Source organism: Haloarcula sp. JP-Z28, assembly GCF_011440255.1.
Lineage (GTDB): Archaea > Halobacteriota > Halobacteria > Halobacteriales > Haloarculaceae > Haloarcula > Haloarcula marismortui.
Map to the genome: position 1 here is coordinate 1 of NZ_JAAOHT010000062.1, position 26,354 is coordinate 26,354.

31 protein-coding genes and 1 pseudogene are annotated in these 26,354 nt (G+C 59.7%); 17 read left to right on the forward strand and 15 right to left on the reverse strand.

Annotated elements, in window-relative coordinates; all coding sequences use genetic code 11:
- The 5 genes and pseudogenes from G9463_RS18130 to G9463_RS18150 form a co-directional block, all read left to right on the forward strand.
- Positions 1-485 (forward strand): branched-chain amino acid ABC transporter permease (locus G9463_RS18130; RefSeq protein ID WP_305037717.1); only part of this gene is annotated, 485 nt, incomplete at its 5' end.
- Positions 485-1,291, forward strand: coding sequence for an ABC transporter ATP-binding protein (locus G9463_RS18135; protein ID WP_165896589.1), 807 nt, complete (start codon positions 485-487; stop codon positions 1,289-1,291). The genes G9463_RS18130 and G9463_RS18135, both read left to right, overlap by 1 nt.
- Positions 1,291-1,488, forward strand: a pseudogene (locus tag G9463_RS18140) (ATP-binding cassette domain-containing protein); the annotation flags it as partial. The gene G9463_RS18135 and the pseudogene G9463_RS18140, both read left to right, overlap by 1 nt.
- Before the next feature lie 36 nt (positions 1,489-1,524).
- Entirely contained in the window at positions 1,525-2,223 is a 699-nt protein-coding gene (locus G9463_RS18145; protein ID WP_007188459.1) for an ABC transporter ATP-binding protein, read from the forward strand.
- A 177-nt stretch (positions 2,224-2,400) separates the two neighbouring features.
- The gene (locus G9463_RS18150; protein WP_165897452.1) at positions 2,401-3,816 is read left to right on the forward strand and encodes a sodium-dependent transporter; all 1,416 of its coding nucleotides are present in this window, start codon (positions 2,401-2,403) and stop codon (positions 3,814-3,816) included.
- Between the two features lie 214 nt (positions 3,817-4,030).
- Here G9463_RS18150 and nth read toward each other — a convergent pair whose 3' ends face one another.
- Complete coding sequence (gene nth / locus G9463_RS18155; protein ID WP_004965732.1) at positions 4,031-4,732, reverse strand: endonuclease III; 702 nt, start codon at positions 4,730-4,732, stop codon at positions 4,031-4,033.
- A 464-nt stretch (positions 4,733-5,196) separates the two neighbouring features.
- Between nth and G9463_RS18160 the strand changes: the two genes are divergently transcribed.
- Positions 5,197-5,805, forward strand: a complete 609-nt coding sequence (locus G9463_RS18160; protein WP_240150072.1) for a hypothetical protein — start codon at positions 5,197-5,199, stop codon at positions 5,803-5,805.
- Positions 5,806-5,874: 69 nt separating this feature from the next.
- Here the strand turns inward: G9463_RS18160 and G9463_RS18165 are convergent, their stop codons facing one another.
- Complete coding sequence (locus tag G9463_RS18165) at positions 5,875-6,564, reverse strand: hypothetical protein (protein WP_165897454.1); 690 nt, start codon at positions 6,562-6,564, stop codon at positions 5,875-5,877.
- Between the two features lie 81 nt (positions 6,565-6,645).
- On the opposite strand from G9463_RS18165, the gene G9463_RS18170 reads away from it, so the two are divergent.
- Positions 6,646-7,119: a hypothetical protein gene (locus tag G9463_RS18170; RefSeq protein ID WP_165897455.1), complete on the forward strand. Its 474-nt coding sequence runs from the start codon at positions 6,646-6,648 to the stop codon at positions 7,117-7,119.
- 90 nt (positions 7,120-7,209) lie between these two features.
- Here the strand turns inward: G9463_RS18170 and G9463_RS18175 are convergent, their stop codons facing one another.
- The 3 genes from G9463_RS18175 to G9463_RS18185 form a co-directional block, all read right to left on the reverse strand.
- On the reverse strand, positions 7,210-8,238 hold the full coding sequence (locus G9463_RS18175; protein WP_165897456.1) for a hypothetical protein: 1,029 nt from the start codon (positions 8,236-8,238) through the stop codon (positions 7,210-7,212).
- 166 nt (positions 8,239-8,404) lie between these two features.
- Positions 8,405-9,313, reverse strand: coding sequence for a hypothetical protein (locus tag G9463_RS18180; protein ID WP_004965740.1), 909 nt, complete (start codon positions 9,311-9,313; stop codon positions 8,405-8,407).
- 312 nt (positions 9,314-9,625) lie between these two features.
- Complete coding sequence (locus tag G9463_RS18185; RefSeq protein ID WP_011222578.1) at positions 9,626-9,976, reverse strand: hypothetical protein; 351 nt, start codon at positions 9,974-9,976, stop codon at positions 9,626-9,628.
- A 125-nt stretch (positions 9,977-10,101) separates the two neighbouring features.
- On the opposite strand from G9463_RS18185, the gene G9463_RS18190 reads away from it, so the two are divergent.
- On the forward strand, positions 10,102-10,317 hold the full coding sequence (locus tag G9463_RS18190; RefSeq protein WP_004965744.1) for a hypothetical protein: 216 nt from the start codon (positions 10,102-10,104) through the stop codon (positions 10,315-10,317).
- 252 nt (positions 10,318-10,569) lie between these two features.
- Complete coding sequence (locus G9463_RS18195; RefSeq protein WP_007188468.1) at positions 10,570-11,013, forward strand: MaoC family dehydratase; 444 nt, start codon at positions 10,570-10,572, stop codon at positions 11,011-11,013.
- Between the two features lie 98 nt (positions 11,014-11,111).
- On the opposite strand, the gene G9463_RS18200 is transcribed toward G9463_RS18195, so the two are convergent.
- The 5 genes from G9463_RS18200 to G9463_RS18220 form a co-directional block, all read right to left on the reverse strand.
- A complete protein-coding gene (locus G9463_RS18200; protein WP_004965747.1) occupies positions 11,112-12,008 on the reverse strand; it encodes a hypothetical protein in 897 nt (298 codons plus the stop codon).
- Positions 12,005-13,072 carry a glycosyltransferase family 4 protein gene (locus G9463_RS18205; RefSeq protein WP_165897457.1) on the reverse strand — a complete coding sequence of 356 codons (1,068 nt, stop codon included), beginning with the start codon at positions 13,070-13,072 and terminating at the stop codon, positions 12,005-12,007. The genes G9463_RS18200 and G9463_RS18205 overlap by 4 nt, the downstream gene beginning before the upstream one ends.
- The gene (locus G9463_RS18210) at positions 13,069-13,446 is read right to left on the reverse strand and encodes a 6-carboxytetrahydropterin synthase (protein WP_165897458.1); all 378 of its coding nucleotides are present in this window, start codon (positions 13,444-13,446) and stop codon (positions 13,069-13,071) included. The genes G9463_RS18205 and G9463_RS18210 overlap by 4 nt, the downstream gene beginning before the upstream one ends.
- Before the next feature lie 30 nt (positions 13,447-13,476).
- Positions 13,477-14,466 (reverse strand): zinc-binding alcohol dehydrogenase, encoded by a 990-nt coding sequence (locus G9463_RS18215; protein ID WP_007188472.1) that lies wholly within the window; start codon positions 14,464-14,466, stop codon positions 13,477-13,479.
- A 132-nt stretch (positions 14,467-14,598) separates the two neighbouring features.
- A complete protein-coding gene (locus G9463_RS18220) occupies positions 14,599-15,468 on the reverse strand; it encodes a hypothetical protein (protein ID WP_165897461.1) in 870 nt (289 codons plus the stop codon).
- A gap of 89 nt (positions 15,469-15,557) precedes the next feature.
- Between G9463_RS18220 and G9463_RS18225 the strand changes: the two genes are divergently transcribed.
- From G9463_RS18225 to G9463_RS18240, 4 genes are read left to right on the forward strand one after another with little or no spacing between them, the layout of a single operon-like run.
- Positions 15,558-17,528 carry an aldo/keto reductase gene (locus G9463_RS18225; RefSeq protein WP_165897459.1) on the forward strand — a complete coding sequence of 657 codons (1,971 nt, stop codon included), beginning with the start codon at positions 15,558-15,560 and terminating at the stop codon, positions 17,526-17,528.
- A 49-nt stretch (positions 17,529-17,577) separates the two neighbouring features.
- Positions 17,578-17,961: a hypothetical protein gene (locus G9463_RS18230; protein WP_007188475.1), complete on the forward strand. Its 384-nt coding sequence runs from the start codon at positions 17,578-17,580 to the stop codon at positions 17,959-17,961.
- Positions 17,962-18,006: 45 nt separating this feature from the next.
- On the forward strand, positions 18,007-18,780 hold the full coding sequence (locus G9463_RS18235; RefSeq protein WP_007188476.1) for a CDP-alcohol phosphatidyltransferase family protein: 774 nt from the start codon (positions 18,007-18,009) through the stop codon (positions 18,778-18,780).
- A gap of 25 nt (positions 18,781-18,805) precedes the next feature.
- Positions 18,806-19,285 (forward strand): hypothetical protein, encoded by a 480-nt coding sequence (locus G9463_RS18240; protein ID WP_007188477.1) that lies wholly within the window; start codon positions 18,806-18,808, stop codon positions 19,283-19,285.
- Between the two features lie 191 nt (positions 19,286-19,476).
- On the opposite strand, the gene G9463_RS18245 is transcribed toward G9463_RS18240, so the two are convergent.
- The gene (locus G9463_RS18245) at positions 19,477-20,235 is read right to left on the reverse strand and encodes a creatininase family protein (protein ID WP_165897460.1); all 759 of its coding nucleotides are present in this window, start codon (positions 20,233-20,235) and stop codon (positions 19,477-19,479) included.
- A gap of 478 nt (positions 20,236-20,713) precedes the next feature.
- Positions 20,714-21,166: a pyridoxamine 5'-phosphate oxidase family protein gene (locus G9463_RS18250; RefSeq protein ID WP_007188479.1), complete on the reverse strand. Its 453-nt coding sequence runs from the start codon at positions 21,164-21,166 to the stop codon at positions 20,714-20,716.
- Positions 21,167-21,359: 193 nt separating this feature from the next.
- Between G9463_RS18250 and G9463_RS18255 the strand changes: the two genes are divergently transcribed.
- The gene (locus tag G9463_RS18255) at positions 21,360-21,584 is read left to right on the forward strand and encodes a hypothetical protein (protein WP_004965767.1); all 225 of its coding nucleotides are present in this window, start codon (positions 21,360-21,362) and stop codon (positions 21,582-21,584) included.
- A gap of 71 nt (positions 21,585-21,655) precedes the next feature.
- Here the strand turns inward: G9463_RS18255 and G9463_RS18260 are convergent, their stop codons facing one another.
- Entirely contained in the window at positions 21,656-22,087 is a 432-nt protein-coding gene (locus G9463_RS18260; protein WP_004965769.1) for a DCC1-like thiol-disulfide oxidoreductase family protein, read from the reverse strand.
- A 153-nt stretch (positions 22,088-22,240) separates the two neighbouring features.
- On the opposite strand from G9463_RS18260, the gene G9463_RS18265 reads away from it, so the two are divergent.
- The gene (locus G9463_RS18265) at positions 22,241-23,539 is read left to right on the forward strand and encodes a DUF6498-containing protein (RefSeq protein ID WP_127014542.1); all 1,299 of its coding nucleotides are present in this window, start codon (positions 22,241-22,243) and stop codon (positions 23,537-23,539) included.
- Between the two features lie 28 nt (positions 23,540-23,567).
- Here G9463_RS18265 and G9463_RS18270 read toward each other — a convergent pair whose 3' ends face one another.
- The gene (locus G9463_RS18270; protein ID WP_121304320.1) at positions 23,568-23,945 is read right to left on the reverse strand and encodes a hypothetical protein; all 378 of its coding nucleotides are present in this window, start codon (positions 23,943-23,945) and stop codon (positions 23,568-23,570) included.
- A 249-nt stretch (positions 23,946-24,194) separates the two neighbouring features.
- Complete coding sequence (locus G9463_RS18275) at positions 24,195-25,385, reverse strand: PQQ-binding-like beta-propeller repeat protein (protein ID WP_165897462.1); 1,191 nt, start codon at positions 25,383-25,385, stop codon at positions 24,195-24,197.
- A gap of 228 nt (positions 25,386-25,613) precedes the next feature.
- Here G9463_RS18275 and G9463_RS18280 point away from each other — a divergent pair, with 228 nt between their 5' ends.
- Positions 25,614-25,826, forward strand: a complete 213-nt coding sequence (locus G9463_RS18280; RefSeq protein WP_004965776.1) for a hypothetical protein — start codon at positions 25,614-25,616, stop codon at positions 25,824-25,826.
- A gap of 63 nt (positions 25,827-25,889) precedes the next feature.
- On the forward strand, positions 25,890-26,153 hold the full coding sequence (locus tag G9463_RS18285) for an MTH865 family protein (protein WP_011222565.1): 264 nt from the start codon (positions 25,890-25,892) through the stop codon (positions 26,151-26,153).
- The last annotated feature ends 201 nt before the right edge of the window (positions 26,154-26,354 follow it).

Genomic DNA, 26,354 nt, shown 5'->3' on the forward strand with positions numbered 1-26,354 from the left:
CGTACCTCGGGTTGCGGGTCCTCGTTAACTCCGACTACGGCCGCGTGATGGTCGCTGTCCGGGAGGATGAGGACCGCACCGAGATGTTCGGTTACAACGTGACCCGCATCAAGTTCGTCGTGTTCACGCTGGGGGGCGCGCTTGCGGGTCTGTCCGGTGTGCTGTACGCCGCACGGAACGTCTACATCGACCCGACCGTGTTTTCGCTGCTGTTCGCGACCCTGCCGGTCATCTGGGTGAGTATCGGCGGCAGAAAGAGCTTGCTCGGGGCCGTTGTCGCCACGCTCGCCATCGAATACCTCCGCATCTCGATGGCGGGTGAGCTGGCGCTAGTCCTGCTTGGCACCCTGTTGCTGGTGACGATTCTGGTCCTTCCGAGCGGCTTCGTTCCGTGGCTCCACGAGCGGATTGTCGAAACTCGACTCGGTCCGGGCGAAGCTGGCGGGGCCGACGCACCCGACGCGCCGAGTGAGGTGAGTGACTAATGAGTGATACTGAAACCGAATCCGACATCGACCCGCTTGGACCGAACGTCCGGCAAACCGCTGCGGAACTGGCAACGGGTGACAGAACGGAGACACTGCTACAGACCGACGGGCTCGTCAAGCAGTTCGGCGGGTTCACCGCCACTGACGACGTGGACTTCTCGGTCGCCGAGGGGGAACTACGCTGTCTCATCGGCCCAAACGGCGCTGGCAAGTCAACGTTACTGAACCTGATTACCGGGACGTACGAGGCCAGCGACGGCAGTATCTACTACAACGGCCACGACATCACTGACCTCGACCCACATGAGCGGGTTTCTCGCGGTATCAGTATGAAATTCCAGGTCCCGTCCGTGTACGGTGACCTGAGTGTCAGAGAGAACGTCAGGCTCCCCGTCCAGCAGTTCGCCGACGGGGAGGAGCGACGGCGGCTGGTCGCCGAGGCTATCGAGGCTGCGGGCCTTACCGGCTACGAGGACGTTGCTGCGTCGCAACTCTCACACGGCCAACAGCAGCAACTGGAAATCGGGATGGCCGCCGCGCTCGAACCCGAACTCCTCCTGTTGGACGAGCCGGTCGCCGGCCTCGACGTGGCCGAACGCGAAGCTATTGCCGAGCGGATCAGGCGGCTCAACGAGGAGGAAGGGATCGCCTTCATTGTTATCGAACACGACACCGACTTCGTCGCGAGCATCGCCGAAGAAGTGACCGTCCTGCACAACGGTGAGGTGTTCCGCGAGGGACCGATTGAAGAAATCGAATCCGACCCAGAGGTCCAGCGGATATATCTGGGAGGTGAGTCATGATGCTCGAACTCGACGAGGTTTCTGCAGCCTACGACACAACGCCGATACTGCGGGATGTGGACCTCTCCGTCGAGGAGGAAGAAATCGTCGGGGTGATGGGGAAAAACGGCGTCGGCAAGACGACGCTGCTGAAGACGGTGATGGGCTTGCTGGAGCCCAGCGAGGGGACCATCAGCTACGACGGCACGGACGTGACTCACGCGAGTGCTGATATATCTGGGAGGTGAGTCATGATGCTCGAACTCGACGAGGTTTCTGCAGCCTACGACACAACGCCGATACTGCGGGATGTGGACCTCTCCGTTGAGGAGGGAGAAATCGTCGGGGTGATGGGGAAAAACGGCGTCGGCAAGACGACGCTGCTGAAGACGGTGATGGGCTTGCTGGAGCCCAGCGAGGGGACCATCAGCTACGACGGCACGGACGCAACTCACGCGAGTGCCGACGAGCGCGCCCGGGCCGGAATCGGCTACATCCCGCAGGGCCGGGACGTGTTCCCCAAGCTAACCGTCGAGCAGAACATCAAGATGGGCGAGACCATCCGGTCGGAGAGCGACGAAACGCTGTACGACCAGATATACGATTACTTCCCCGTGCTCGAAGAACGGGCCAGTCAGGAAGCCGGAACGCTCTCGGGCGGGCAACAGCAGATGCTCGCCATCGGCCGCGCACTGGTCTCGAATCCTGACTTGCTCTTGCTCGATGAACCGTCCGAGGGCATCCAGCCCTCTATCGTCGACCAGATCAGCCAGGATATGCAGACGATCAACGACGACCTCGGGACGACGATTCTGTTCGTTGAGCAGAACCTCGGGGTCATCCGCGAGATGGCCGACCGCTGTTACGCGATGGAGCGTGGCACGGTCGTTGACGAACTCGGTCCGTCGACTATTGCCGACGAGGACGCGATTGCGGAGTACCTCGCGGTCTGAGACGGACTGCCGTCGCCGTTCCACGCTGCTGGCACCCGCTTTCGGACGGTCGCCTGCGGAATGACGCGTGGCGGTTCGGACGCGGGTGGACTGTCGGCTACCTAATTCCTTCCTGATTACACGCAAGCAACCGAATCAACAGGAACTTGAGTACCCACTGAACAGACCTGTACACGAATGTCCGATCGTGACTCATGGATATCGAACCTCGGTTTCGTGCTTGCTGCCGTCGGCGGTGCGGCAGGTCTGGGGAACATCTGGCGGTTCCCGTGGCTGACCGCCGGAAACGGTGGCAGTGCGTTCCTCATCGTCTACCTGCTCGTTGTCGTCGGCATCGGCGTCCCGGGATTGCTCGCTGAGTTCGTCCTCGGACGCTGTGGCCGACAGACGCCAACCGCGGCGTTGCGCTCGCTCACCGGCTCCCGCTGGGGGTCGTGGCTGGGCGCGTTTAACGTCCTCACAACGCTCGTCATCCTCTCGTTCTACTCTGTCGTCGGCGGGTGGATCCTTCGCTACACGCTCGTCTCACCGGTTGGGACGTACTTCGGGCAGCCCCAGCAGTACTTCGGGGCAATGAGCTTTGGCCTCGAAGCGGTCGCCTTTCACCTGCTGTTCCTCGGTATCGTTGCCGCCATCGTTTTCTTTGGCATAAGCAACGGTATCGAACGCGTCTCGAAGGTGATGCTTCCCGGTGTTGTAATTATCTTGCTCGGCCTCGCTGTGTGGACAGCCACCCAGCCGGGGACGGCCGCCGGCTACGCGTTCTATCTCAGTTTTGACGCCGAATACCTCGCCGTGAACTTCCTGAGCGTTATCGGGCCAGCGGCAGGCCAGGCGCTGTTCACCCTCTCGCTCGGTGCTGGAGTGATGCTGACGTACGCCTCGTATCTCGACGACAACGCATCTCTTCCGCGAGATACGCTGGTCATCGCTGTCTCGAACACGTTCATCGGTGTCCTCGCCGGCTTGGTCGTCATTCCGCTGTTGTTTTCCCAGGGTGTCGACCCCGGACAGGGCGGCCCTGGCGCATTGTTCGTCGCGCTCGCGACGGCATTTGCGACGCTTCCGGGCGGGGAGCTCGTCGCGACGGCGTTTTTTGCGACCGTGTTGATGGCCGCGGTGACCAGCGGTATCAGCCTGCTCGAAACGCCGGTGGCAACGCTCGTCGATAGCTTTGGCGTCCCGCGACGCCGGGCCACGGTACTGGTCACGGTCCTGCTTGCGGCCACTGGGAGCGGGCTGGCACTCACAAGCTCGGTGTTCCAGTTCGTCTCCGGCACGCTCGCAGACCTGATGTTGACCGTCGGGCTGTTCGCATTCACTGTCATCGTCGGCTGGCTGCTGCGCGGGGACGCGCTGGCCGAGTTCCGCGCTGGAACTGACCGTTTCGAATGGCTAGCCAAGCCGTGGCTTCTGACCGTTAGCTGGGTTCTCCCCGTCGTCGTGTTGTTCCTGTTGACGAACACGCTCGCGTCGCTCGCCGGGATCTCAGTGGGACTTGGCGGTCGAGTGATTATCGCTGTCATCGGCACTGTTGCTCTGGCTGTCGTCGTTCGAAACGGAAGCCGGAGCGACCGGCTGAGTTCGCACTAGTCTGACTGTCCTGACTCAGTCCTTCTCCAGAAGCCGTCTAACCGGTGTCCGTGTCACGCATGACTACGGACCACGACAAGCTCAACCACTCAAGCCTGAAACGACGGTAAAATTGCCCACCGAGCACAAGTCGACGACTCTCCCTGTCACCAACTCGCCGTTGAGATCAGCCCTGTTCAGACAATGCCTTTCGACGTTCTGTCGTCGGCTGTCGCTAGCACTCCTCGCAACTGCAGTAGCGCTCGCAGACGGGGTTAGCGCAGTCGGGACTGCGCGCTGAGCAGAACTCCCGGCCGTGGGTAATCAGCAGGACGTGCAGCGGATAGGTCAGTTCGTCGGGAATGATTGCGTCTAGCTCGTCGTGGGCGCGCTTGTTCGTTGCTGATTCGGTTACCAGCCCGAACCGCTTGGAGACCCGCTCGACGTGGGTGTCGACAGCCATTGTCGGCTTCCCGAAGTGGAAGTTCAGGACGACGCTGGCGGTCTTTGGGCCGACGCCCTTGATATCGGTGAGCCAGCCTTTCGCCTCGTCGGTTGGCATGGCGTCAAGGAAGGCAAGAGAGTAGGCCCCACCGGTTTCCTCGCGGATGGCCGCAAGCGCCCGCTGAATGCGGGCGGCCTTCTGGTCGGGGAGCCCTGCGACGCGGATGGTGTCGGCCAGTTCGTCGTGGTCTGCCGACTCAATGGCTGCGAAGTCGCTGTATGCCGTGAACAGCGCCTCGGAGGCTCGGCGTGTATTCTCGTCGGCTACGTTCTGTGAGAGAATCGTCGTCACCAACTGTCGAACTCCCTCGCCAGGGTCGGCGCTGGCGTCGGCGCCGTGGTCGCTTGTGCGTTCGACCGGGCCGTGCAGCGAGACGAGGTCGTCGTGGAGGTCACGAACACTGGCGGCGTCCCACTCCTCAGTCATCGACATACTTCTGCCAAGGCCCAGACCGACTTCAAGACACCGTCCTCGTTCGGTTTCGACTCGGGCCGGTCCACGCTGGCTCTATACCTTGCCAGAGACGGCCTTCGACGGTGCCACGCCACTCACTAGACTGTGAGTAGGGAACAGCAAGACCGGTGTCGGGCTGTCTACCAGGGCAAGTCCCCCGTCACTATCAGCAACGGCGTCTAGCGATGGCGCGAGGACAGTCATGGATGGCTTCGCCTGAGCCGACTGAGATATAGGTGTCATTGAGTGTGAATACCTTCTTACCTACACGAAGTGAATGGCCATGTATGGGGATGCGCTGTGAACTCTTTGGACATGAATTTGGAGATTCGAAAATAGAGGAGTCGTACGATGAAGGCGAGCGCGGCACTGTTCTAACCGTTCGGGAATACAGGTCTTGCCAGCGATGTGGACATATCCGCCATATCTCTGAGAATCGAGGCTTGATATCCACCATAGCGGAATCGAAAGCAAATGACGAGCGGTCGGACGATGCCGAATACAGAGCCGAAACCGAGCGGCAAGTGGGACGGAGAGAGTATGCAGAGGACGAGATCGAGGCGACGGACACGGGTCAGCCGGCGGAAACGGAACCGACCGATACTCCCGAATCGACTGCGGATGCCTCGGATACGGTCGCAAATCCATCCTCGGATACGGAAATGAGTGATGCGTCATCGGCGGTGACCGCATCGACACCACCGGAGCGGACTGACGATGCCGTGATACTGTCTGAATCAGCGACACAAGAACCAGATGACGACGGCTCCACGCCGCCGAATAGCGACGATGCAGTCATCATTGATGATGCTTCAGACACTGTACACTCGTCGTCTGAAACTTCCGAAGGATCAGGTACTGGGAACGGCCAAGATGAGAGTTTGCACACAGCGGACGACCTAGAGAGTACGACAACCGATTCAGGCCCCACATATCGGTGCCCAAGATGTGAGTTCGAACTCCCAGTGAATGAATCGTCGTTCTTTCGCGGTGATGTCTGTCCACAGTGTCGAGTCGGTTACCTCGAGGACACATCGGACAGCGAGTCCTAAGCCTTCGACGAGACGCACCCCCCAGAGAGATGGTCACTATGGAACAGTAGTTTTGCAATGAGCGCCCGCTCAATAGTTCTGGAACAGCAGTTTTCGCACGTCATCTTTCGTCCGTGCGCTCACCGTTGAACCGTCGGGGAGCGTGACTTCGTATGGTTCGTCGGTTTCATCTGACCGAGTCCACTTTTCGTCATGTTCAGTCAGCAAACGGTTCGCGACCGACAGGGTGTCTCCCGGAGCGTTGTTGGGCTCGGCTGCGTCACCGGTTTCGACGGTATCGGGTGCTGGACCAGCCTGTCCCGACGTATCGGTTTGTGTGCTATCGTGTCCGTCGCCGGCCGCATCCGCCGAGTTATCTGGACCAGTTGCCCCTTCTTCATCACCTTCGTCTGCTTTCGTCTCGGACTCGACATCTGCGAGGCGAGTGGCGAGTTCACTTGTCCCAAGCGCCGAGAGCAGCTTCCCTCGCATCTCGTCGGCGTCAATACCACTTCCGGGAACCTCCGACACCTCGGACGCGATGCGTTGGAGTTCCGGATACTCAGCTGAGGCGATTCGCTCGTAGTCGGGACGGCTCAGGCCTTGCTCGCCTTCGAGCTGGTCCGGTGGTGTGTATGTATCGAGGAGGTAGTCCACGACATCTTGCGTACGAATATGACCGTACGTTTCGATGAACGCGTCTTCAAGGTCCTCTTGAATTGCCGTTAAATCCGCCTGTTGTGTGTCCGTAATCTCGATCTCCGGCATTGCCTCAAACATCGGTCGCCCAACTCATAACTCGTTCCCTAGAGGGGGCGAACTGACGGAACCATTGTATAGCAGAGACACGCATACTCTGGTATGCGGTGCCCCCGCTGCGACTCCGACCTCAGCACGTACACGCTTGCGACCGGCAACCAGACAGCGATCGTCTGTGAATCGTGCGGCTTCGCAGACCTCTCTACGTCCCATCACAACGAGGCATCTCCTCCAGAGTCCTGGGAACTCGCTTTTGCCCGGTTCAACCAGCATCCTGATTCTACCCCCGGGAAACCCGAGAATACTGGCCGGACACCCAGCGTCCCGATTCCAGAGAGTGACGAATCCACAGACCGACCAGAGTTCTCGCTTGAACAGGCTGGTGTTGCGGTCGGCATCTCTCTGGGGTCTGATGCTAACACGTTCCGACAGGACGCTGCTGACGAATTGAACCGCGTTATCGACGAGAGCGAAGGTGAATCAAGTGGAGACGGTACAGCCAATTTTGATGAGAACGATACGGACAGTCAAAACGCGGACACTGAAGCTGACGAAAACGGGGACGAAACTGAGTAACGTCAAACGTCGGTCGAATTATCTGGAACGAGGACCAGGCACAGATTCTGGCTGATGTCGGCGAGTATTGTGTCGGTGCGGGAGTACCCGTTACTCAGCGGAGGCGTCTGGTTCCTCGGGCTGCTCGGTCTGCCCTTCGCGCTCCTCTTCCGACCGCGCTGCGACGAGTGCTCCCTGTGCGACGCTATACAGTGGATTCTCGGCCTGGCGGACATCGCTGATCGAGAATGGTATCTCGGAGTCATTGATCCGTTCGGCGAACAACTCTTCGAAGCCATCAGGACTCGATGTCCCGCCAGTCACAACGACCGGGACATCCAATCCCTCCTCGACATCTTCCTCATCAACTTCACTGATGATGTTTTCGATGACATAGTCGAGGAGATTGTCGTAATAGATGCTCAATGCACCTTCAATACCACCGACATCCGTCTCAAAGTTGAGTGCGAAGTCTTCTTCTTTGACCGAAGTAACCTTATCTACGGGCGTGCCGGTCGCCTGTGCAGCTTGCTCGTCGATCCAGTCACCACCGCGTGCGATGGAGAACTTCATTACGGGGACTGCATAGTACGACAGACAAACGTTGGTCATCCCAGCGCCAAAGCTGATGCCGAGGCCAGTGAACTCACGATTTGCAAGCTCCGAGTAGATGACGGCCATCCCCTCATTGATCGGCTCTGGGCTGTATCCCATATCAGTAAGGAGTGACTCAACCGTCTTTTGATGATACAGCGTCGAAACATCGGCGTCGATAGGGTCCGCAGGAACCGAGAAAAACAGACGCTCATTCGGGTACTCCGGTTGTCCCACCACCTGTTCAGTGATGAGCTTAATCATCGGAATTGCTGATTGCTCGTCGCTTGAGAGAATCCCGGCCTGCATCGGTCGGCGCGTCTCCTCGCTGAAGATGTTCGCGAAATTCAGGGCGTCATCGCCAACAATATAGACCCGATCATCCTTGCGGATGTGGAGAACGTCACTTCTCGACAGCATTTGTTCGGCCATATCGCTGTAGTCAATTTCAACGAAGGAGTTCCGTTGCTGCACGAATACTGTTTCGTTACCATCTTGACGTGCAGACAGGAGGTTCATCGTACCGACATCGAGACCTTGGGGCATACAGTTGTATTCCTCCTACCAAGTTGAAAAAACTAGCCTATAATATAGAACAAATTACAACTTACGTACCAACTTTGGAGCGAAAGAAGTGTAAGGATATGCTAACATGATAAAAGCAACCCAACAAAACCGCCACAGTAGAGCGTGTATGGGCCAATCAGACTGTTCACTCGAAAAACAATGACCGAAGGCGGCTCATAAGACCTTTTTGCTCTTCGACACCAGTCTCTACATCATCGTCTTCGGCCTGCTCATTCCGGAACTCGGTAAGAGCGTTGACCTGCTCTTCGGTTCCAGTGCTTCGATCCGTATTTGATTGGCCACCTTGCAGCTGCCTGAGTCCATCTACTGCGTCGTCAACATCGTTGCTGTCGGCCCGTGTCGTGGTCGCCTCGGAGTTCTCGATAGCCGTCTGGTCGAGGTCGGAGTCTGTGTCCGGCATATCTAGATTCAGCCGCTTGGTCTTGGGCTGTTGTTCGACGCCGCCCCAGGATAGTTCCGCCCCCTCCATGGCTTGCTCTATGTCGCTGTCTACGTCTGCTTTGCTGACTGACTCTGACTCACTCTCGGCCGAGTCAACCGGCTCGGCTGACTCAGCTGGCGTTGTTGCTCGCTCGAGGTAATGTGCGACCAGTGCCGCTCCTGTCGACGCTACAAGTGTAACTAGGCCAGTAGCGTAGACGCTGATAGTCCAGACGCTACCGTTGATGCCCTCACTGGTCGTCCACCCGTACGGAAAAACATCAACCAGAATCACAGTTGCAGCGAGACAGAACACTGTGCCAGCGGCACTGACAACTCGGGTTTTGAAGCCCACTGGGAGGAGCACGACGACGCTCAATAGCACGGAGGGCAGTCCAATGAACCCGACGACGAGTGCAATCTCCCGGATCTGCCAGTACAGCGTACTCCCGGATTCTAGGACGTTACTGTACAAAAAGAGGCCGAATCCGACGACGGCAAGCGTGACTCCAGCGAAGAAGAGGCCAAACCCGATATAGATGTCTCGCTCTTTATCCGGTTCGCCGATATAATCGCGATAAATCGACCTGAGCCTGTCGCGATAGCCCGACACAGGATCGGCAGATTCAGGGGACCTGTTCGATGTAGATGCAGGGCTCATTCAATTTGTTATTTTGTTCGGATGGGTGTTAAAGATGAGCTTACCCCTTGTCACTCAAACTTTGTTACGATAATTCGAGGCGAAAGACGCACCATTCACGGCGGGAATGAAGCCGACAGTTGGCGTTTCCACGCCTGTTCGACAAATCTACGGGCAGAGTATGCCTGTGAGAACAGGTCGTCCGCTGAACCCTGCTCTCCGAACGTGGGAATCCCTGCGCTTCAGCACGGGAGGGTCTCAAGCAGGGCAAGGCGACACGTCGGTTCAGGGACGTGAGGGAGTCACTCCCTCTTCAATAATGATCCCGTCGTTCTGAATGTGGATGAAGATGGTCTGTTCAGGCTCATCAGAGACTGTGACGGCAGCGACTGACTCGTGCTGTCCGTCGAGGACGGCCTTGACCTTATAAACGCCATCCTGTAACAAGCTAACCGAACAACCCGACTGACCTGCCAGAAGGTGATAACGTGCTGTATGACACCATTCCTTGTCATCGTATATTTTTATCTGGATATCATGCTCGGCGTCGGTGGCATTTCTGATGTGGAGGTCTTCGCGTGCTAAGCGCCACTCTTCACTGGTCGCCGAGAGGAGTGTTCGACTGTTGGAGGGCATGTCGACATCGTGCCTATGTTATAGCTGAAATATATATTTTAAGAATAAATAGCGAAGATACACGTCGGGCAGTCTGCAACTCACATATATGCGCACAACCACTACCCGGTGATTGCTACTTATTCATGTCTAACCTAGCGAAGCAGATTCTCAAGATACTGGAAGCACAAGGAAACGAAATGGCATCTGTGATGTTCGTGCTTGACCAGTTAGAGAAAGCGGAGACCCAGTTCTCCATGGCGGAGTTTGATGAGACGGTTGACCAACTTCGTAGAGATGGCGTTGTCCGGGTCACGAACAGTTCCGACCCCCGAAATAACTGGCAACTCCAACGGCGGTAGCAGCCCGACAAGAGCAAGATGGGTACGCAGTTACTAATGAGGTGTGATAGAAGGCTCCGAGTAAACGTGGGTAGCTCCTCGTTATGGGCTTCGAGTTCTGCAATCTCGTCGTTTAATTGCTCTTATCGTCTGCAGCGCCACTGGCTGCAATGTTGTCCATGTGCCTGATGCCGTCGATACGCCTGCGGCCACTCACCCTGCCAGCGGTCGTACCACGTCGGATTTTTATTTATCCATCACCTTCATAATTATATGCAATTTTACGAGGATATCGTGGTCGGCGACGTCCGACAGTCGGATGGATACACTGTGTCGAAATCCGAAATCACCGAATTCGGCGAAAAGTATGACCCGCAACCGTTTCACACCGACGAGGAGGCAGCGAAAGACTCAGTCTTTGGCGGACTAGTCGCATCTGGGTGGCAGACCGCCGCGATCTGTATGCGTCTCAACGTCGAGACCAGCAAGGACATGGCGACACAGGCTGGCGTCGGCGTCGACAATCTCCGCTGGCATCAGCCACTCCAGCCCGGTGACACGCTACGATTACGAACCGAAATCATCGACAAGCGACCCTCCGACAGTGACCCGAGCCGGGGGTACCTCACCGCCCGCCACGAAGGACTGAATCAGGACGACGAACTCGTCATTTCATACGAGGCGACAGCCATGATCCGCCGCGAGACCGACGAGTGACGACAGGGTCAGGCAGTCTGTGATACCTGTGTGGCAGACCGGTCGTTCCGAGAAATACAATCACTTTAGCCGGGTTTTAGGGCTTAACAGTGCGGGATTCACGAGTCGACACGGCCAAGGAAATCCAGTTGATGCGTATGGTACAGCAGTTCGGCGGCAGCGACCTGCGCACGTCGGCGTGCCAGCCAGCCGTCGAGTTCCTCGAAGTCGCTACCAGTCATCTCGCCGACCGCGTCCTCGATAGTGTCGAGAATGTATCTGAGGAAGTAGGCTTCGTCAGCCGGGTAGCTCCCGTCGACAGGCCGGACGACCCAGTCCGACCCGGCCACCCCTGACAGCGTTATGCTGTCGAGGCGCTGGAGATGGGCAAGCACGTCGCCGCCGGCACGGCTGTCACCGCCCTCTTTCGCGTCCATGTGGTCGTGATAGTGCTGTTCGACTGCCCGGTCGGCTGGATGGCTCGGCTGAAAGCGGGTCGCCCCGTCGAACGTGATCGGGAAGTAGTACAGGCCACCCGGTGCAAGCGGTTCGAGCAACGTCGGCAGTTTCTGACGGTCGAGAATATCGAGCAGGGCGGCCCCGATGAGAAGGTCGTATTTGCCGTCGGCGGCCGCCGCATGGGCCACCGCCTCGGCCTGTACCGTCTCAATTTCGATTCGTCGGTTTTCGGCTTTCAGGACGAGTGGGCTGTCGCCTATCGACATCTGACGGTCGACGGCCCAGTCCCGGATGTGGTCGGGCAAGTGAGCTACGTTCTCCGACTGAATATCGACTGCAGTGTAGTGGACTTCTCCCGCGGGAAGCACGTCCCATTCGAGGAACCGGGTGAGCATCGTGCCGATGCCGGCCCCGATTTCGAGGACACGTAGCGGCCCGTCGCTGTCGGCTGCCCGGGCCGCCAACTGCTCGCGGAGCATCTCGACCAGCCGGCGGTCCAGCGCGCGGTCGTCGACAGTCCGTTTCGCCCGCAGATACCGCTGGAACGATTCCGTCACGCCGGTACCTCCGTGGGCTGAACAATATCAGACAGCAGGTCCCGAACCCGCCCGACCGTCTCTTCCCAATCCGGGTGCGTCTCGTAGTTCCGTCTCGCGGCCCACCCCATCTCAGCCAAGCGGTCCCGGTCGGTGGCGAACCGCTCCAGTTCGCGAGCGACGGCTGCCGAGTCGTCCGGGTCGACGAGTACCCCTGTTTCGTCGTCGGTTACGATGTCGGCCGCTCCGCCAGCCCGGGTGGCCAGCGCCGGGAGGCCGAAGCTCATCCCCTCCAGATAGACGATGCCGAACCCTTCGTACCGGGACGGTACCGCAAGGACGTGGCTCGACCGGAGGGTTTTCGCCAACTCGCCGTCTGGGAGCCGACCCGCGAACTGCACGCGGTTAGCTAAATCGTGTTCGCGGACGCGCTCCTGTACCGAAGTCACGTGGGCTGCATCGACGTGGCGACCGACGACGGTGAGGTCGATGTCGGCAGCAGCCGCAGCCACACCATCGACGAGCGTATCGAGCCCCTTTCGAGGCGAGACATTTCCGACGAAAACAACCTGCAGCGGCTCGGTGGTAGCCCGTCGCTCGATTGTCGCTCGGTCGATATCGGGGTCGAACTGGTCCCCAGCCGGCGGCGCGACGGTGGTGTCCTCGGGGTCGACGCCGAGGTTGGTAACGACGTTCCGGGTCGTGGCGCTGTTACAGACTACGGCCTCGACAGTCCCGAGGTAGCGACGCTCGACCGCCCGGTACAGCGGTGCAAGTCGGCGCGGCTCGCTCGCCCGCAAGTGGTGGACGACGCTGACAATCGGGTACGAGAGGGCACGGTTTGTGCGGACGAGCGACGGATGGGCGAGTTCGTCCTGTAACATGACATCGACATCCACATCCAGCCGCTGGCGGAGCTTTCGCGACCCGTTGTCGAGCAGCCCTCTGTGGTAGTCACGCCAGGGGAGCTGGATACACTCGACAGTGTCGCCGGCCGCTCGGAGTCCCTCGACGAGTTTTCTATCGTATCGAAACCCGCCTGACTGCTCGTCGAGGCTCCCGTACAGGGTCAGGCCGACCCTCATACGGCGGCGTTGTAACTCGCAGCGGCTTCATCGTCCTCCCAGATGGTGACCGACAGTTCGGTGACCGTCTCGTCGGTGACACGCTCGGTGACACGCTCAAAGATAACACGGGCAAACCGCTCCACGCTGGGGTTGTAGCCTTCGAACTCCGGGAGGTCATTGAGCATCGTGTCCCGGTACCGGTCGGCGAGTGACGACAGGGCTGTGTCGGCATTGTCGATGTCGACGATGTAGTCGAACTCGTTGAGTTCGGGGCCGCGGAAACATAGTTCGACCCTGTAGTGGTGTGAGTGCGGGTCACCCTCGGGCCCCGGGTTCGGGACAGTGAGATAATGCTGTGCCACGAACTCAGTCCGAACCGTCGTCGCGTACATACTCGAACGAACGGCCGGGACCCACCTAAATCACGGGTGTCCGTTGTACGTCAACACTACCTGTACAGCGTCGTCTGGCCGGCTCTCTAGCAGTTGATACGCTTCGGCTGCACGCTCGATATCGATCTCATGTGTCAGTAGCGCCGAGAGGTCAGTGTCGCTCAGCCACGACCGGACGACATCCAGCCGCCGGTCCTTGTCCCAGCGGTCGGCGTGATCCGGATCGATGCGGCTCACCTGACTGCTGCGAAGGCGGATGTGGCTCCGGTGGAAGTGATGCCCGAGGTCAAGCGAGACATCCTTTGAGCCGTACCACGAACCGACGATGACCTGACCGGCATAGCCAGTGGCGTCGATCGCTCTGTCGAGTGCGGTTGGGTTCCCCGAGAGCTCGAACGTGATGTCGGCGTCGTCGTCATCGAGATTCCCGGGAGAGACTGAGCGGTCTGCCCCGAGCGCTTCCGAGAGCCGACGGCGGCCCGCACAGGGATCGACCGTCACGAGCGACGCCAGCGGAAAATCGGCCAGCAGCCCGGTCGTCAACAGGCCCACCGGCCCCTGACCGAAGACGACAACCCGAGCCCCGATACGCGGTCGAGCGTCCATCACGAAGTTGACCGCCGCTTCGACGTTCGGGATGAACACCGCCTGCTCCGGCGGTAACGTCGTGGGAATAAGCGACGACGGCTCGGCGACGAAGTGGCTTTCGTGTGGGTTGAACGCGAACACACGCTGGTCGAGCCAGTCGTCGTCAACCGCGTCCCCGACGGCCGTGACACAGCCGACTGCGGCGTAGCCGTACTGCAGTGGATACGAGAACGTACCATCAAGGGCGTCGATCGTCTCGTCGGTCGCGAGTTCCGAATCGACCTCACCACGGTACACCAACAGCTCTGTTCCGGGACTGATTCCTGAGAGTTCGGTTCGAACACGGACCTCCGATGGTCCGGGGTCAGGCACCGCTTCTTCGTCAACCCGAACCGACTTCCCGCCGGTAAAGTACAGCGTTCTGGCGGACATTACACCGTCTCCTGAGGACGTGGGCGGCCGGTGCCGATGTTTCGATGCCAGCTCCTTCGGACGTGGCGACGGCTCCGGGAATGCACGTCTCCTATCCAGGCTTTCTCCGACTAAAAAGTACCTCCTGATTGACTACAAGTATCCCAACGAATCCAGTCGGTCCCTGTCGCTTTCGGCGCCGTAGACGCGCGACACTGGGAGCGGCTCGGGCGGACGCAGGTCGGGCTCGCGTTCCCCGCTGTCGACGCCGTCGGTCTCGGCCCACGGCACCGCCAGCAGCGCCGGGACTGGCGTGTGCATCGGATGGCCGTACAACCCCCACTCCCCGAAGAGATTGCCGTGGTCGGCGGTGACAGCGATGCGGCCGTCGACGTTTTCAGCCAGCGCTTCCACCTCCCGGAGGACATACCGGAGGTTCGCCTCGTAGGCGTTCCAGACGCGGTCCGCCGAAACCTCGCCACGACGGAGCGCGACCCACGGGTTGGCCGTGTTACTATGACTCCCGGTGCGGGCAAGCCCGCCGTCGCCGTCGAGCGGCTCGGGGACGAACGGGTGATGTGGTTGCATATAGTGGACGACCAGCCGCTCGGGGTCCAGCCGCCGGGCTAGCGCGATGGCCCGGTCGGTCACGGCTGCAGCCGGGACAGTGTTCAGGTCCTCGTCCCACGCGTACTTCCAGACCTCGTCCAGCGCAGCGAAGGCGTCGGCATCGAGATACCGGTCGGTCCACGTGTTGCCGGTGACCATGACGGTTTGAGCTGTTTCTGGATGACCGGGGAACGTGTTTTCCAGCCACTCCGAGGAGGAACTCCCGACCGAGCGGACCGTCGAAACGGTACCGAACAGCCCGGTGTCGGGGGCGACAGCCCGTAACAAATCAGCACGACAGGCATCGAGAACAACGAGAACGTCCCACTCGCGCTGGTAGACGTTTGTTCCGTACGGAACCCGCCGGCCCAGCGCCTGCAATGCGCGCAAGTACGCTGTCCCGAGCCGGCTCATTCCCGGTTCTGTCACGTCTGGTGTTCGGCGGCGGCCAATAAAATCCCACTGGCGATATGATATATATGCGAGGACGCCCGCGTTCGAGTGTGCATTGTCTGTTCGTCGGTGCGGGCAGTATCGCGGCGGAGTACGCGGCCGAGCTGGCAGACAGCCCGCTCTCGCTGGCGGGCGTCTGCGACCTCGAAGAAGACCGGGCGACAGCACTCGCCGCGGCGCACGACTGCCCGGCCTTTACCGACCTCGACACCGCGCTTTCCGCCGTTGACGCGCCGCTGGTTGTGAACCTGACGAACCACGCCGCCCACGCACCGGTGACCCGAACGGCGCTCGAAGCCGGACGGCACGTCTACTCGCAAAAGCCCCTCGCACTGGACGAGGCGGCGGCCGCGGAGCTCTTGGCGCTGGCCCAGGACCGGAATCTGGCATTGGGCTGTGCCCCGGGGACGCCCGATGCGCCCTCACAGCGTCGCGCCGGGCAAATGCTCGCCGACGGCCGTATGGGACCCGTTCAGCTGGGGTACGCCCACGCCCACGTCGGTCGCGTGACAGATTGGCACGACCGACCCGGCTCGTTTCTCTCTATCGGGCCGCTGTACGACGGGGGCGTCTATCCGCTCGCGCTGCTGGTCTCGTGGTTCGGCCCTGTCAAATCCGTTCAGACCGCAACGACACTCGATAGCTGGCCCGAGCGAGAGCCAGAGCGACCGTCTGCACCCAGCCACGTCGAGGCGATGCTTTCGTTCGACGGAGGGCTGACGGTCCGGCTGACCGCGAGCTTCTACGCGCCACACCGGAGCCGTGAGTTCTACGGGCTCGAACTCCACGGTGACGACGGGTCGTTATATCTCCGTGGGACCGGCGCGATGGCTGATAGTACGACCGCCGTGCAGTACGGTCGTATCGGCCGCGAATACATCGATGCTCCCGCACAGCACCCTACGCAACCCTACCGCTATCTCGACCCGGTCGAGTCGCTTGCGGCCAGTGTCACCCGGGGGACCCCATCGCGGATGACGGGTCGCCGCGGTGCCCACATTGTTGCAGTCTGTAACGCGATTGAGACGGCTGCCGAGACGGGCGAGTCTGAGACTGTGTCCGACTACGGCACGGCGGCGGACTCAACGCCACCGCCGACCGTCACCCCGGACAGAGACTGGGACGGGAGCCGGGAGCAAGCGATTCGGCTCCCGGCTATCGGCTTTGGCTGTTCCCGATATCGTGACGGAACGTACATCGACCGTGCGGACTCTATCGCGGCGGCCCTCGACGCCGGCTACCGACTGCTTGACAGTGCTGAACTGTACGGGAACGAACACCGTATCGGCCGCATTCTGGCTGCCCCCGGTGCCCCCGACCGGCGTCGGGTGTTCATACTCGGGAAAGTCTGGCGCACGAACCACCGTCGAGAGCACATGCTGACGGCCTGTCGGAGCAGTCTCGACGAACTGGGTATCGACGCGTTCGACTGCTATGCCCTGCACTGGCCCGAGGCGTTAGCTCATCGCGGGTCGCTAACGCGACTGGCCGAGAAATCGGTCGCGCGTCAGGAGGCGTTGACCTTCCCCAAAAACGATCGTGGCGACATCGAGACGGACTCGGTCTCACTCCAGCGCGCCTGGGAGAATCTGGAGGCCCTCCACGAACGAGGCTGGACGCGCACGCTCGGGCTCTGTAACGTCTCGCAGACACAACTGGAGACAGTCATCGAAACGGGGACTGTCAGGCCGGCGCTGGTACAGGTCGAGCGCCATCCGTACCAGCCACAGACAGACCTCATTGAATACTGCCACGAACGCGGCATCAGGGTCGTCGCTCACTCCCCGCTGTCAGCCCCCGGACTGCTCGACGAGCCTGTTCTGGCGGCTATCGCGGAGGAGTACGGCCTATCACCAGCCGGCGTGGTACTGGCCTGGAACGTCACACAGGGCGTCGTTCCGATTCCGTCCAGTACGACACCGTCCCACATCGTCGAGAACCTCGCCGCCGCTGGGCAGCGACTCGACGCAGAAGCGTGTGCCCGCATCGAGGCACTTCGACAGCCGGATTTCGAGCGGTAAGCGGTGCAATTGGCAGTATCATTATGTGACTGAACGCCGAACCTAGCCCATGGCCGCGACGGAGACACAGGGACGTTCCCTCGACGTAGCCTCACTGGATAGCCGACACTGGCTTGGTATCATCGCGGCACTCGTCACAGCCGCGATACACCTCCTTCTCGGCGTCAGGCTGGCTCCATCCGGGCTCGGTATCAGCTTCATCCTCGCGGGACTGGGGTTTCTCGGCGCTATCGCGCTGGTCGCCTTGGGTATCCGCCGTCGCCTCGTCTACGCTGTCGGTATCCCGTTCACGCTCGTCCAGATACTGCTGTGGTACTACGTCAACTTCGCCGCCGGGCCGAAATCGTTCCCGGCTGATGTCGGGACTCTCGGCGCAGCCGACAAGCTCGCACAGCTCGTCCTGCTTGCGGTCCTCGTTGCGCTGTTGCGATGAGCGAAGCTAGCACGGCGGCGAACAGCCGGGAACCAGGAGGGTTCGATGGCCGAGCAACACGGTGACAGCCCAGTTCCCGTCGAACTCTCTGTGGTCGGTGGGTTCCTCATAGCCGTCATCGTCGGCATGCTGTTTCCCGCCGATGCGATGACGCGCTGGATGTTCCACCCGGCGGTCGTCGCGGGCTGTTGCTGGGCTGGACAGCTCTGGTACGTCGGCCGAAAGCTCAGCGTCCCGCCGGCTGCCGGTAACCCCTGGCGCTACATCTTCGGGATGGCGAACACCGTGACGCTACTCCGGGGTGGGCTCTATGCTGTCGTTGCGGGCTTTCTCGTGGTGCCGGCGACGACCGACCTCGCCTGGGTCCCGGCGGCGTGTTACGGCGTCGGCGTCGTGCTGGACAAACTCGACGGCACCGTCGCCCGAACAGTCGGCGAACAGACGCAACTTGGCACGCGGCTGGACATGGCCTTCGACACCTTTGGGTTCGTGGTCGCACCACTCGTCGCGGTCTTCTGGGGCCAACTCCCCGTCCTGTACCTCTCGCTGTCGGCGGCCCGGTACGCCTATGTCGGCGGTATCCGCTGGCGGCGATACCGGGACCGACCGGTTTTCGAGCGGCCCGACAGCAACCTCGGGAAGTATCTCGCCGGCGTCCAGATGGTGTTTATCACTGCCGCACTCGTCCCTGTGGTACCGACAGAACTCGTCTTCAGGCTCACGCCGGTCGTCCTCGCACCGTCGCTGGCGGTGTTCCTTCGTGATTTCCTCGTTGCCAGTGGGCGACTCCCCCGCGAGTGGTTCGACCGGCAGCGTTGATACGTCTCTGTACCCATCATTCCATATGCTCTTTCTGACACACCTGCTCGCGGCCGCGATTCTGGGACGTGTGTCACGGCTGTCGCCGCTGTGGCTGGTGGTCGGGACCGCCGTGCCCGACGTGGTCGATAAGCCGCTTGCCATGGTCGGTGTCACCACCCTGTATCACTCTGTCGGTCACTCTGTTTTGCTCGTCATTGTGGCTCTCCCTCTAGCGCTTTCTGGGCGTGCCGGGCTGTCGGCAGCACTCGGGTGGGCGCTGCATCTCTCCCTCGATGCCCTTCACGTTGTCCTCAACGGTCGCCCCGGCGACGCGGTCTTTCTGCTCTGGCCTGCTGTCACTCCGACGGACCCACTGGCGCTCCCACCGGGGTCGTTCTTCCTGTACTACCTCTGGAGTCCATCGTTTTTTCTCGAAGTTATGCTCTGGCTGACTGCCGCGGGGCTGCTCATCAGGCACGTCACAAGAAGCGCCCGTGCTGGCCCGCGGGACCGAATCGATTGACCAACTCTGCTCCTGCGTACACTACAGCACCGCATTACAGCCCTGAACCGTCGCTGCATGGAACTACCAACACTGCTGGACTGAATCAGTCTCTGCCAACAGAACAACCAAATCGACAGTCTCTCGGACAGCGGCATCTCTTCTCACCTCAAATCACTGCCCGGCAAGGCTGACACACGCCTATACCTCCATTAGACGGCATTGCGCTCGGCCGTGGCCTGCTTGACGTACGCTCCGACGACATTTTCGATGATCGCTTCGCCGGCCTCGGCGGTTGCCGCCGTCGGATCACCGAGGACGCCGTTTTCAGTAATTGATTTGAATCCGTCACTTAGCAACCGAGCCGGCGAAATATCACCTTCAGGCCCGGGTTCGACATCCTCCATCCTGACGAGTCCCTCGTCGATGGCCAGCACAATCGCTGTCTCGGCGGCCCCGGCGTGAATTACATCTTGCTCGTACTCGATACCGGCCTTGCTGAGTCCCTGGTTCAGCAGTTGCATGTGTTCGTCGAGGTCGGCGAGCGGGATTACGGCGGCTTCGAGTTCACGTGCGATATCGGGTGCCACGGTTTTGACCGGTCCGAAGTTCCCACCGTGGGTCGGGACCAGCACGATGTGTTCGAAGCCGTGGGTATCGAGTGACCTGCAGTACGACCGGATGACATCCATCAATGTCTCGGGTGGAACGGTTATTGTCCCGGGGAACTCCATGTGATGCCCCGAACATCCGGGGCGGATTGTGGGGGCGGCAAGCGCATCACCCATCTCGGCCGCTATTCGCCGTGCGAGTTCATCCCCATCCAGCGTATCCATATTCAGCGGCAGGTGTGGGCCGTGCTGTTCGATCGAACCGACAGCTACGACCACTGTCCGTGTTCCGTTTTCGAGGGCAGACTCAATTTCTGGCCATGCCATCTCCTCAAGACACACTGACCTGCGAGAAGACATTGGTGTCAGTTTTCTGTCTTGAAACAAATACCTGCCGAAACCTGCAGACGATCATCTATCAACTGGCAGTGGATCCACTGTTGCCTCGCTTTTTTGTACTCAGAACTGGCTTTAGTCCTGCTGTGCCAGTAACTCGGTGTTAGCCTTCTACACAGTCAGTGCAGCGGCCAGCGCCGGGTAGCGAGGGCCCACCGCATTCTGTGCACGCATCAAGGCCTGCGCTGGGCTTTTCCTGTGGGACAGGTATTGTATTCAGTGCTTTTCGTAGCCGCTTCTTCATGTAGCGTAGTATTGCGGCCAGCTATTTTAGTATTTGGGGTAAAAGTGACTTAAACAGTTCAATCAGTGTGCGAAAAGACATATAATCTGCTGTGCGTGGCATAAAATAGTGCATTTGTACACGCACAACTACAATCCCCACTTCAGTGAGGCCGATAGCAGCGCGGCCAGTCAAAACAGGGTCAAAAGATGCCGACGGTCACTGCTGGCCAACAGCGCGGCCTGACCGTTCCTGCGCTTTCAGTGCCCACACGTTGGGATTCTCCTGCAGTTCGTACTCAGAGAGTAGGTTTGACTGGTATGCGTTATCGGCCAGTGACTCACGTGCGGTGTCCCATTCGTCAATTTCAATACGGCTGAGCGGGCCGGCGACGATCACACTCCGCCATGCACCGTCCGGACCAATATCGAAGGTGGTGAAACTCGCTACGTCAGCTTGCTCCGCATACGTCTCCTTTCGGAGCTCGGTGGTTGCGCCCAGAAACACGAAGTACAGGGTGTCCTCTCCGTCGTATCCGAAGGAGAGCGGCACGCCGTATGGCACTCCTTCAGCGGCCATCGACAGCACACCAACACCTCTCTCAGTTAGTACCTCATCAATGACCGAATCTTCCAACTCCGCGCCCAGTAAGGGCTGGAAATCTGAACTCATAGCTAAGATATGTTCCTGATACTGAATTAAAGCTGGATAAGATTCCCGGGAACTCGGAATCCGACTCCCGATTAACGAACCCGGGACGCACAGGAGCACAGAGCATCAATATAATAGGTAACAGCCGACGCCGGCCCCTGTCACCTGCTATCTGATTGCAAGCGTTTGTTACCTGTCAGCCCGAATGGGAGGTATGGCGATCGACCCACTGACAAACGACGAAGTTCTGGCGGCCCTCGAAGACTGTGAGGCGACGGCGGTCCCGACAGCACATATCTCTGCACGCCTTGCGGCCCCGAAACCGTATGTCACGACACACCTCCAGCAGCTCGCCTTGAAGGGACTCGTCGGATTCAACACACACAGAGGCGTTCGCCGCTGGCGGCTCACGGCTGCTGCAAGGGCAGCAAGTGAGTAAGGTACAGTCGCTCCTTCCTGCTGTCGTCTGGGCACTGCTGCCTTACAGAGCGCCGGGCTATGACCACACGGCTACGCGTCGGCGCGAATATCCCGATCGACGGCGTCCTTCGCAAGCGTGTCGAAGCGGTCCTGTGCGTCGTCTGCCAGCACGTAGCGCTCGTGGACATCATCCGGCTCTCTGCCGCGCCCGCTTGCCAGACCAACGACATGAGCGATTTTCTCGTAGTTATCTCTGACGAGCGAGCCAACGAGATCGGGGAGCCCGGCGCGGCCGGCGAGTTCCTCGGCGGCTGCACGGCCCGCGTACACCTGCTGTGCCGGCCGGTCGACTAAAACCATTGCAAACGGCGGCTCGTCGAACTGGGCCGTCAGAAACGACTGGGCAGACTCATCGTACCACGAGATCGCGCCGATATCGTCGACCTGTTCGAGGGCTTTCGCAGCCACTGAGCAGTACGGACATTCACCGTCGTAGATAAGAACCGAGCTAAAACGGGCCATACATCTACTAGGGGTTCTCGCTGGATATATTGTTGGATTGGGAGGGCTGTGGGTAGTGTCAGCGGCCAGTTCGAACAGTAATTTGCCTGTCTATTTCCTTGGACTGTTTCGTAATCAGTTCGTTCATACGGCACTAGCTATCACCACGGAATAATGCCCTCCACCGGACAGCTCCTCCGGACAGCGGATAGCCGTCGGACAGACCTCCTCGGCACTATCGCCTCGAATTCGCTTCCAATTGTTGGTGTTGCGTTCCTCGACTGGAGTGCGGCTGCATTGCTGTTTCTCTACTGGTTTGAGCTTGGTGTCGACTCAGTCTGGGCACTCGTCCGGGCAGTGTTCGCTGGTCGCCCGCCGGAGATTGAGACCGGCACCTTACTCATAGGACCGTTGGCGGCACGACAATACTCTCTCTCCGTCCCAAGAACCGGCCTGCGAGTCTATCTTACGACGTTGCTCGTGCTCCCAGTTACCATTCTCATCTTGGCGGCCGTCTGGTTGTTTACTGGGGCCCTGCTCGTCGGGCCACTGCCGGAACCCAGCACAGAGACGCTAACTGGTGTGCTACTGGCAACTGTCGGGATTTTCGTTCTGACGGGCGTTACAACGGTACGGAAGTACTTTTACAACGGGGAGTATCGGAACCACAACTCGACGACGGCGTTTCGTGGCCTGTTACCTCGGATATGCACCGTCTTTTTCGGTGGGATACTCACTCTGACACTGCTAACGGCCGCTACGGAGGGGCCTGAAGCGGAACTCGGCAGTCTTGATCCATCTGTCGTTGGACTGCCGCTATTACTTATGGTCGTTTGCTTCAAATTCATGTCTGACCTCTTGGGCGTCTATAGCGACCGCCTTGCCGTCTATTTTAAGTCATACGACCAGGAATACGGCTGGCAAACGGCCCCGCCGAAGGCACGGTCTATCGACGGGACACGCACTGCTGCACCTGAGTGCGCTCGCCCGGTTCGGTTGGGGCGGGTCATCGGCGGCCTCCTCAGACTCCCATACCACCCGGGAAGCGCATCTATCGGCGGTATAGGACTTCTCGTTGCGGCCCTGTTTGCAATTGGGGGTGCGTGGGACACCGTCGCCGTCATTGTTGCTGCAAGCGTTAGCATCCCGATTCTCCTGCTGTGTCTCGATCAGCTACTTCGATACGGGACGATCGAATACCGAATTGACCCTGATGCTGGTGTCCTCGTCGCATATGATCGTCTGTTTGGCACAGCACTCTGGCGCATCGAGTCGTGGGCGGAAAGCGGCCTGCGCGTTGAGAAGACCCCTCTCGATTCGCTGCTCGGAACAGAGACGGTTACTATCAAACACGCCGACGGCGAGTATCTACTGCCACATCTACCTGATGCCGCCGCAGTCGTCGCGGCGTTTGACCGACAACCCGAGCGGTCAGAACCGATAATCCCCGGTCGGGCTGGTCTACTCGGGTGAGTCGTCTGCGTGGCCCGCGGAAGGGTCGTTATCTATCCTTGGAGACGGTGTCACCGGTCCACAGGTCATAACCGACGACAAGCGCCATGCCACTCGTCGGTATGACCAACAGCAGTCTGCCAACGGGTGAGAAGCCGGCCATCGAGAGACCGATGTACGCAACAGCGAGTACTGGTGGGACAGTGAGGGCGGCACCGAGTCGAGTACTGTCTGCCCGCAGGTAGCCGATGCCCCAGCCGACGAGTCCCAGGATTACGAACGGGATCGCAAGAGCCCAGATGAGGAAGGCGGTGAGTTCTCTCCCGATATCGTCCGTTCCAGCTGTGGTGAACAACAGTGTCCCAAGCAAACAGGCCCCAGTCCCAAAGAGAGCGCCGAATGCGAACGCGCGCTGCAAGCGTGACATCGAGGTGCTGTCACGCCTGAGCACTGCACTTAGACCGACTACTAGTAGTGCATTTGCGCCTATGATGAGTCCGGGCCTGAGCGTCTGTTGCACCCAAATTGCGCTAAACGGCGGCGGGTTGAACACATACGAATCTCCCGGTCGCGGTGTCGGCCAGAGTTCAAGCGGCACTGTGGTGACGAGCAGACAGACTGCACTTAGGCCGAGGAGCGAACCGGCGATCTGAGATGAGCGACGCCACATAACAGGTCACTCACCTCCGAGAGCCACAACAGTGCCATCCGGAGAGACGCCCACGACTCCGCCATCGAGTATCGCCAGTGAAACAGCCTGATATTCGACCGGATACTGCCACACTGCCTCGCCGAAACGCGTTGTGAATGCGGTGAGACCATCTTCGCGCTGGAACGTGAACACAGCGTCATCAGCCGCGGCAGTCACCGCTCCACCGAGCTTGATTTCCGAGCACCACCGGGGCTCCGGTGGGCCGTCATCGACCCGGTCAAACGCGAACGTCGCGCTGGATGCCTCACCCGGGCGCTCGATTGCGTACACGCCTTCGGGCGTCACGACCGGAAACTCAAGTGACCGCCTGTTGTCGAGACGCCACTGCTCGGTCCCGTCTGTGAGTGACCGGCCGAGCAGGTCGCCGTACGTGTTGCTCACGTAGACCGTCCCATCGGACACGACAGGATATCCACCGGGCCGGTCCGAGCGTCGCCACTGGACCACCCCGGTTGCGGCGTCTATCGCAACTATCTCCGTACCGGCCACAACGACAGTGTCGTCTGCCACGGCCAGCCTCGTCCCGTCGGCGTCTGCCGTCCACTGCCGGTTTCCATCGTCGGTATCAAATCTCGCTACTCCATCAGTCGTGGGAACGAATAGGGCGTCATCAGTCACTGTTGGAACGCCCGCCCCGGCCGTGTCGGTGTTTCGCCACGCAACAGCGCCGTCCGCAACTTCGAGTGCAGCGATACCGTCCGCCATCGCGAGAAAGACACGACCGTTAGCAATCACTGGTGACGTTGCGCCGTCTCCAATGTCGACTGCTGACGGGACTGTTGCTGGTGTGAATTCGCGCCGCCACTGCTCTGTCCCGTCACGGAGCGACAGCGCGACGACACCGGTTGGAGTCGCTAGCACGACAGTTTCGTCCGCGACGACGACCGCGCTTACACTCGTGTCTTCACCGCCAGTAGCGGATGGAGAAACATCTGCTTGCCAGCTGACCGATGGTGCTGTCGTTTTCATCTGGACTGGTGCATAGCCCGTGTTCGCTGCATCGAACCGCGGTAAGGGCCACGAGCCATCGGGTACCGTCTCGAAGCCGGGGTTCTCGATACCCGATTCAACGGTATGTGATGGGTCTGGCGCGCCCTCATCGGGGCACGTCGACGAACAGCCAGCGACGCTGGCGACTGTTCCGGTGGCGACCATTCCGAGGAATGTCCGCCGCGATGTGGAGGGCATCGACTGTTCGTTTCGATACCTGCACAAAAAATGTTAACAAGATATCCCGACGAGCAGGAATTTCTCTCCTGGGGACACAGACCGTTCAGTCATCTCCAAGCCAATAGTCGGATGAAACCCGTTCTACCATGTATTGGCGGCTCTGCCTGTGATAAATCCAGCAAAGCTTAGTGAACCGTTCGCAATAGCGTTTCCATGGCCGAAACGACACTCGCGACGATGGACGAATTATTGGAAGGCGCTTTAAATGACGTGGACGACCCTGAAGTCCGATATAAACTCAGAAGTGCGCGACAACTTCTGCAAGTCGTTCAACAGCGGCAGGATATCATCGACGAAGCCATCGACACTGCGATTGAGGATGAGGCAGTCCTAGAAAACCTCCGCGATCTTGGCTATACTGAGTAATACGGCACTAGCTGCCTGTTGACACAGAACAAGTCTTTTGTCCCTCTCAACCAACGTTTTGGCATGACAGCAGATACTGCTGAGCAGCTCAGAGCGGAATTAGAGTCGGTGTTCACGAACGCAGAGTACCCCGTCGAAGAACCGATGGAACTGGTGCCAGCCCTGCCAGACGGTCCCGGTACGACATTTGAGGCGGGTGATGTACGCGTCGGGGTGATGGATTTCGGTGCAGAATACGCCGACTATCAAGAGTACCCGTACGAGACGGCAGAGGCCCTCATTGACGATCTGATGACTGGGTTTCGGGAAGAAGGACTGTTTGACTGAGCCGGATTTTCCGTCTCACCTCTCTACGGGGTGACAGCCATCCGCTACTCAGCAGTGGCAACAAAGCCGTATCAACTGCCGCGTTGAATAGCGATCTAATCGGCGGTTATCACGGGTTAGAAGGACGAAGCCGAGGAAATCAATTCTGGCTATGGAAGTCGATCTCCTCGACTTCGTTGAGCAGTGTCGGCAGCTAGTCAA

Bases quoted from the DNA above. Each gene is read 5' to 3' on its own strand.
- G9463_RS18240 (WP_007188477.1), top strand. From the start codon at position 18,806: ATGCTCTTTCTGACACACCTGCTCGCGGCCGCGATTCTGGGACGTGTG.
- G9463_RS18285 (WP_011222565.1), top strand. From the start codon at position 25,890: ATGACAGCAGATACTGCTGAGCAGCTCAGAGCGGAATTAGAGTCGGTG.
- G9463_RS18275 (WP_165897462.1), bottom strand. From the start codon at position 25,385: ATGGTCGCCACCGGAACAGTCGCCAGCGTCGCTGGCTGTTCGTCGACG.
- G9463_RS18165 (WP_165897454.1), bottom strand. From the start codon at position 6,564: ATGTTTGAGGCAATGCCGGAGATCGAGATTACGGACACACAACAGGCG.
- G9463_RS18230 (WP_007188475.1), top strand. From the start codon at position 17,578: ATGGCCGCGACGGAGACACAGGGACGTTCCCTCGACGTAGCCTCACTG.
- G9463_RS18265 (WP_127014542.1), top strand. From the start codon at position 22,241: ATGCCCTCCACCGGACAGCTCCTCCGGACAGCGGATAGCCGTCGGACA.
- G9463_RS18245 (WP_165897460.1), bottom strand. From the start codon at position 20,235: ATGTCTTCTCGCAGGTCAGTGTGTCTTGAGGAGATGGCATGGCCAGAA.
- G9463_RS18185 (WP_011222578.1), bottom strand. From the start codon at position 9,976: ATGCCCTCCAACAGTCGAACACTCCTCTCGGCGACCAGTGAAGAGTGG.
- G9463_RS18220 (WP_165897461.1), bottom strand. From the start codon at position 15,468: ATGAGCCGGCTCGGGACAGCGTACTTGCGCGCATTGCAGGCGCTGGGC.
- G9463_RS18195 (WP_007188468.1), top strand. From the start codon at position 10,570: ATGCAATTTTACGAGGATATCGTGGTCGGCGACGTCCGACAGTCGGAT.
- G9463_RS18280 (WP_004965776.1), top strand. From the start codon at position 25,614: ATGGCCGAAACGACACTCGCGACGATGGACGAATTATTGGAAGGCGCT.
- G9463_RS18145 (WP_007188459.1), top strand. From the start codon at position 1,525: ATGCTCGAACTCGACGAGGTTTCTGCAGCCTACGACACAACGCCGATA.
- G9463_RS18170 (WP_165897455.1), top strand. From the start codon at position 6,646: ATGCGGTGCCCCCGCTGCGACTCCGACCTCAGCACGTACACGCTTGCG.
- G9463_RS18215 (WP_007188472.1), bottom strand. From the start codon at position 14,466: ATGTCCGCCAGAACGCTGTACTTTACCGGCGGGAAGTCGGTTCGGGTT.
- G9463_RS18250 (WP_007188479.1), bottom strand. From the start codon at position 21,166: ATGAGTTCAGATTTCCAGCCCTTACTGGGCGCGGAGTTGGAAGATTCG.
- nth (WP_004965732.1), bottom strand. From the start codon at position 4,732: ATGTCGATGACTGAGGAGTGGGACGCCGCCAGTGTTCGTGACCTCCAC.
- G9463_RS18135 (WP_165896589.1), top strand. From the start codon at position 485: ATGAGTGATACTGAAACCGAATCCGACATCGACCCGCTTGGACCGAAC.
- G9463_RS18260 (WP_004965769.1), bottom strand. From the start codon at position 22,087: ATGGCCCGTTTTAGCTCGGTTCTTATCTACGACGGTGAATGTCCGTAC.
- G9463_RS18150 (WP_165897452.1), top strand. From the start codon at position 2,401: ATGTCCGATCGTGACTCATGGATATCGAACCTCGGTTTCGTGCTTGCT.
- G9463_RS18210 (WP_165897458.1), bottom strand. From the start codon at position 13,446: ATGTACGCGACGACGGTTCGGACTGAGTTCGTGGCACAGCATTATCTC.
- G9463_RS18235 (WP_007188476.1), top strand. From the start codon at position 18,007: ATGGCCGAGCAACACGGTGACAGCCCAGTTCCCGTCGAACTCTCTGTG.
- G9463_RS18205 (WP_165897457.1), bottom strand. From the start codon at position 13,072: ATGAGGGTCGGCCTGACCCTGTACGGGAGCCTCGACGAGCAGTCAGGC.
- G9463_RS18175 (WP_165897456.1), bottom strand. From the start codon at position 8,238: ATGCCCCAAGGTCTCGATGTCGGTACGATGAACCTCCTGTCTGCACGT.
- G9463_RS18255 (WP_004965767.1), top strand. From the start codon at position 21,360: ATGGCGATCGACCCACTGACAAACGACGAAGTTCTGGCGGCCCTCGAA.
- G9463_RS18190 (WP_004965744.1), top strand. From the start codon at position 10,102: ATGTCTAACCTAGCGAAGCAGATTCTCAAGATACTGGAAGCACAAGGA.
- G9463_RS18270 (WP_121304320.1), bottom strand. From the start codon at position 23,945: ATGTCACGCTTGCAGCGCGCGTTCGCATTCGGCGCTCTCTTTGGGACT.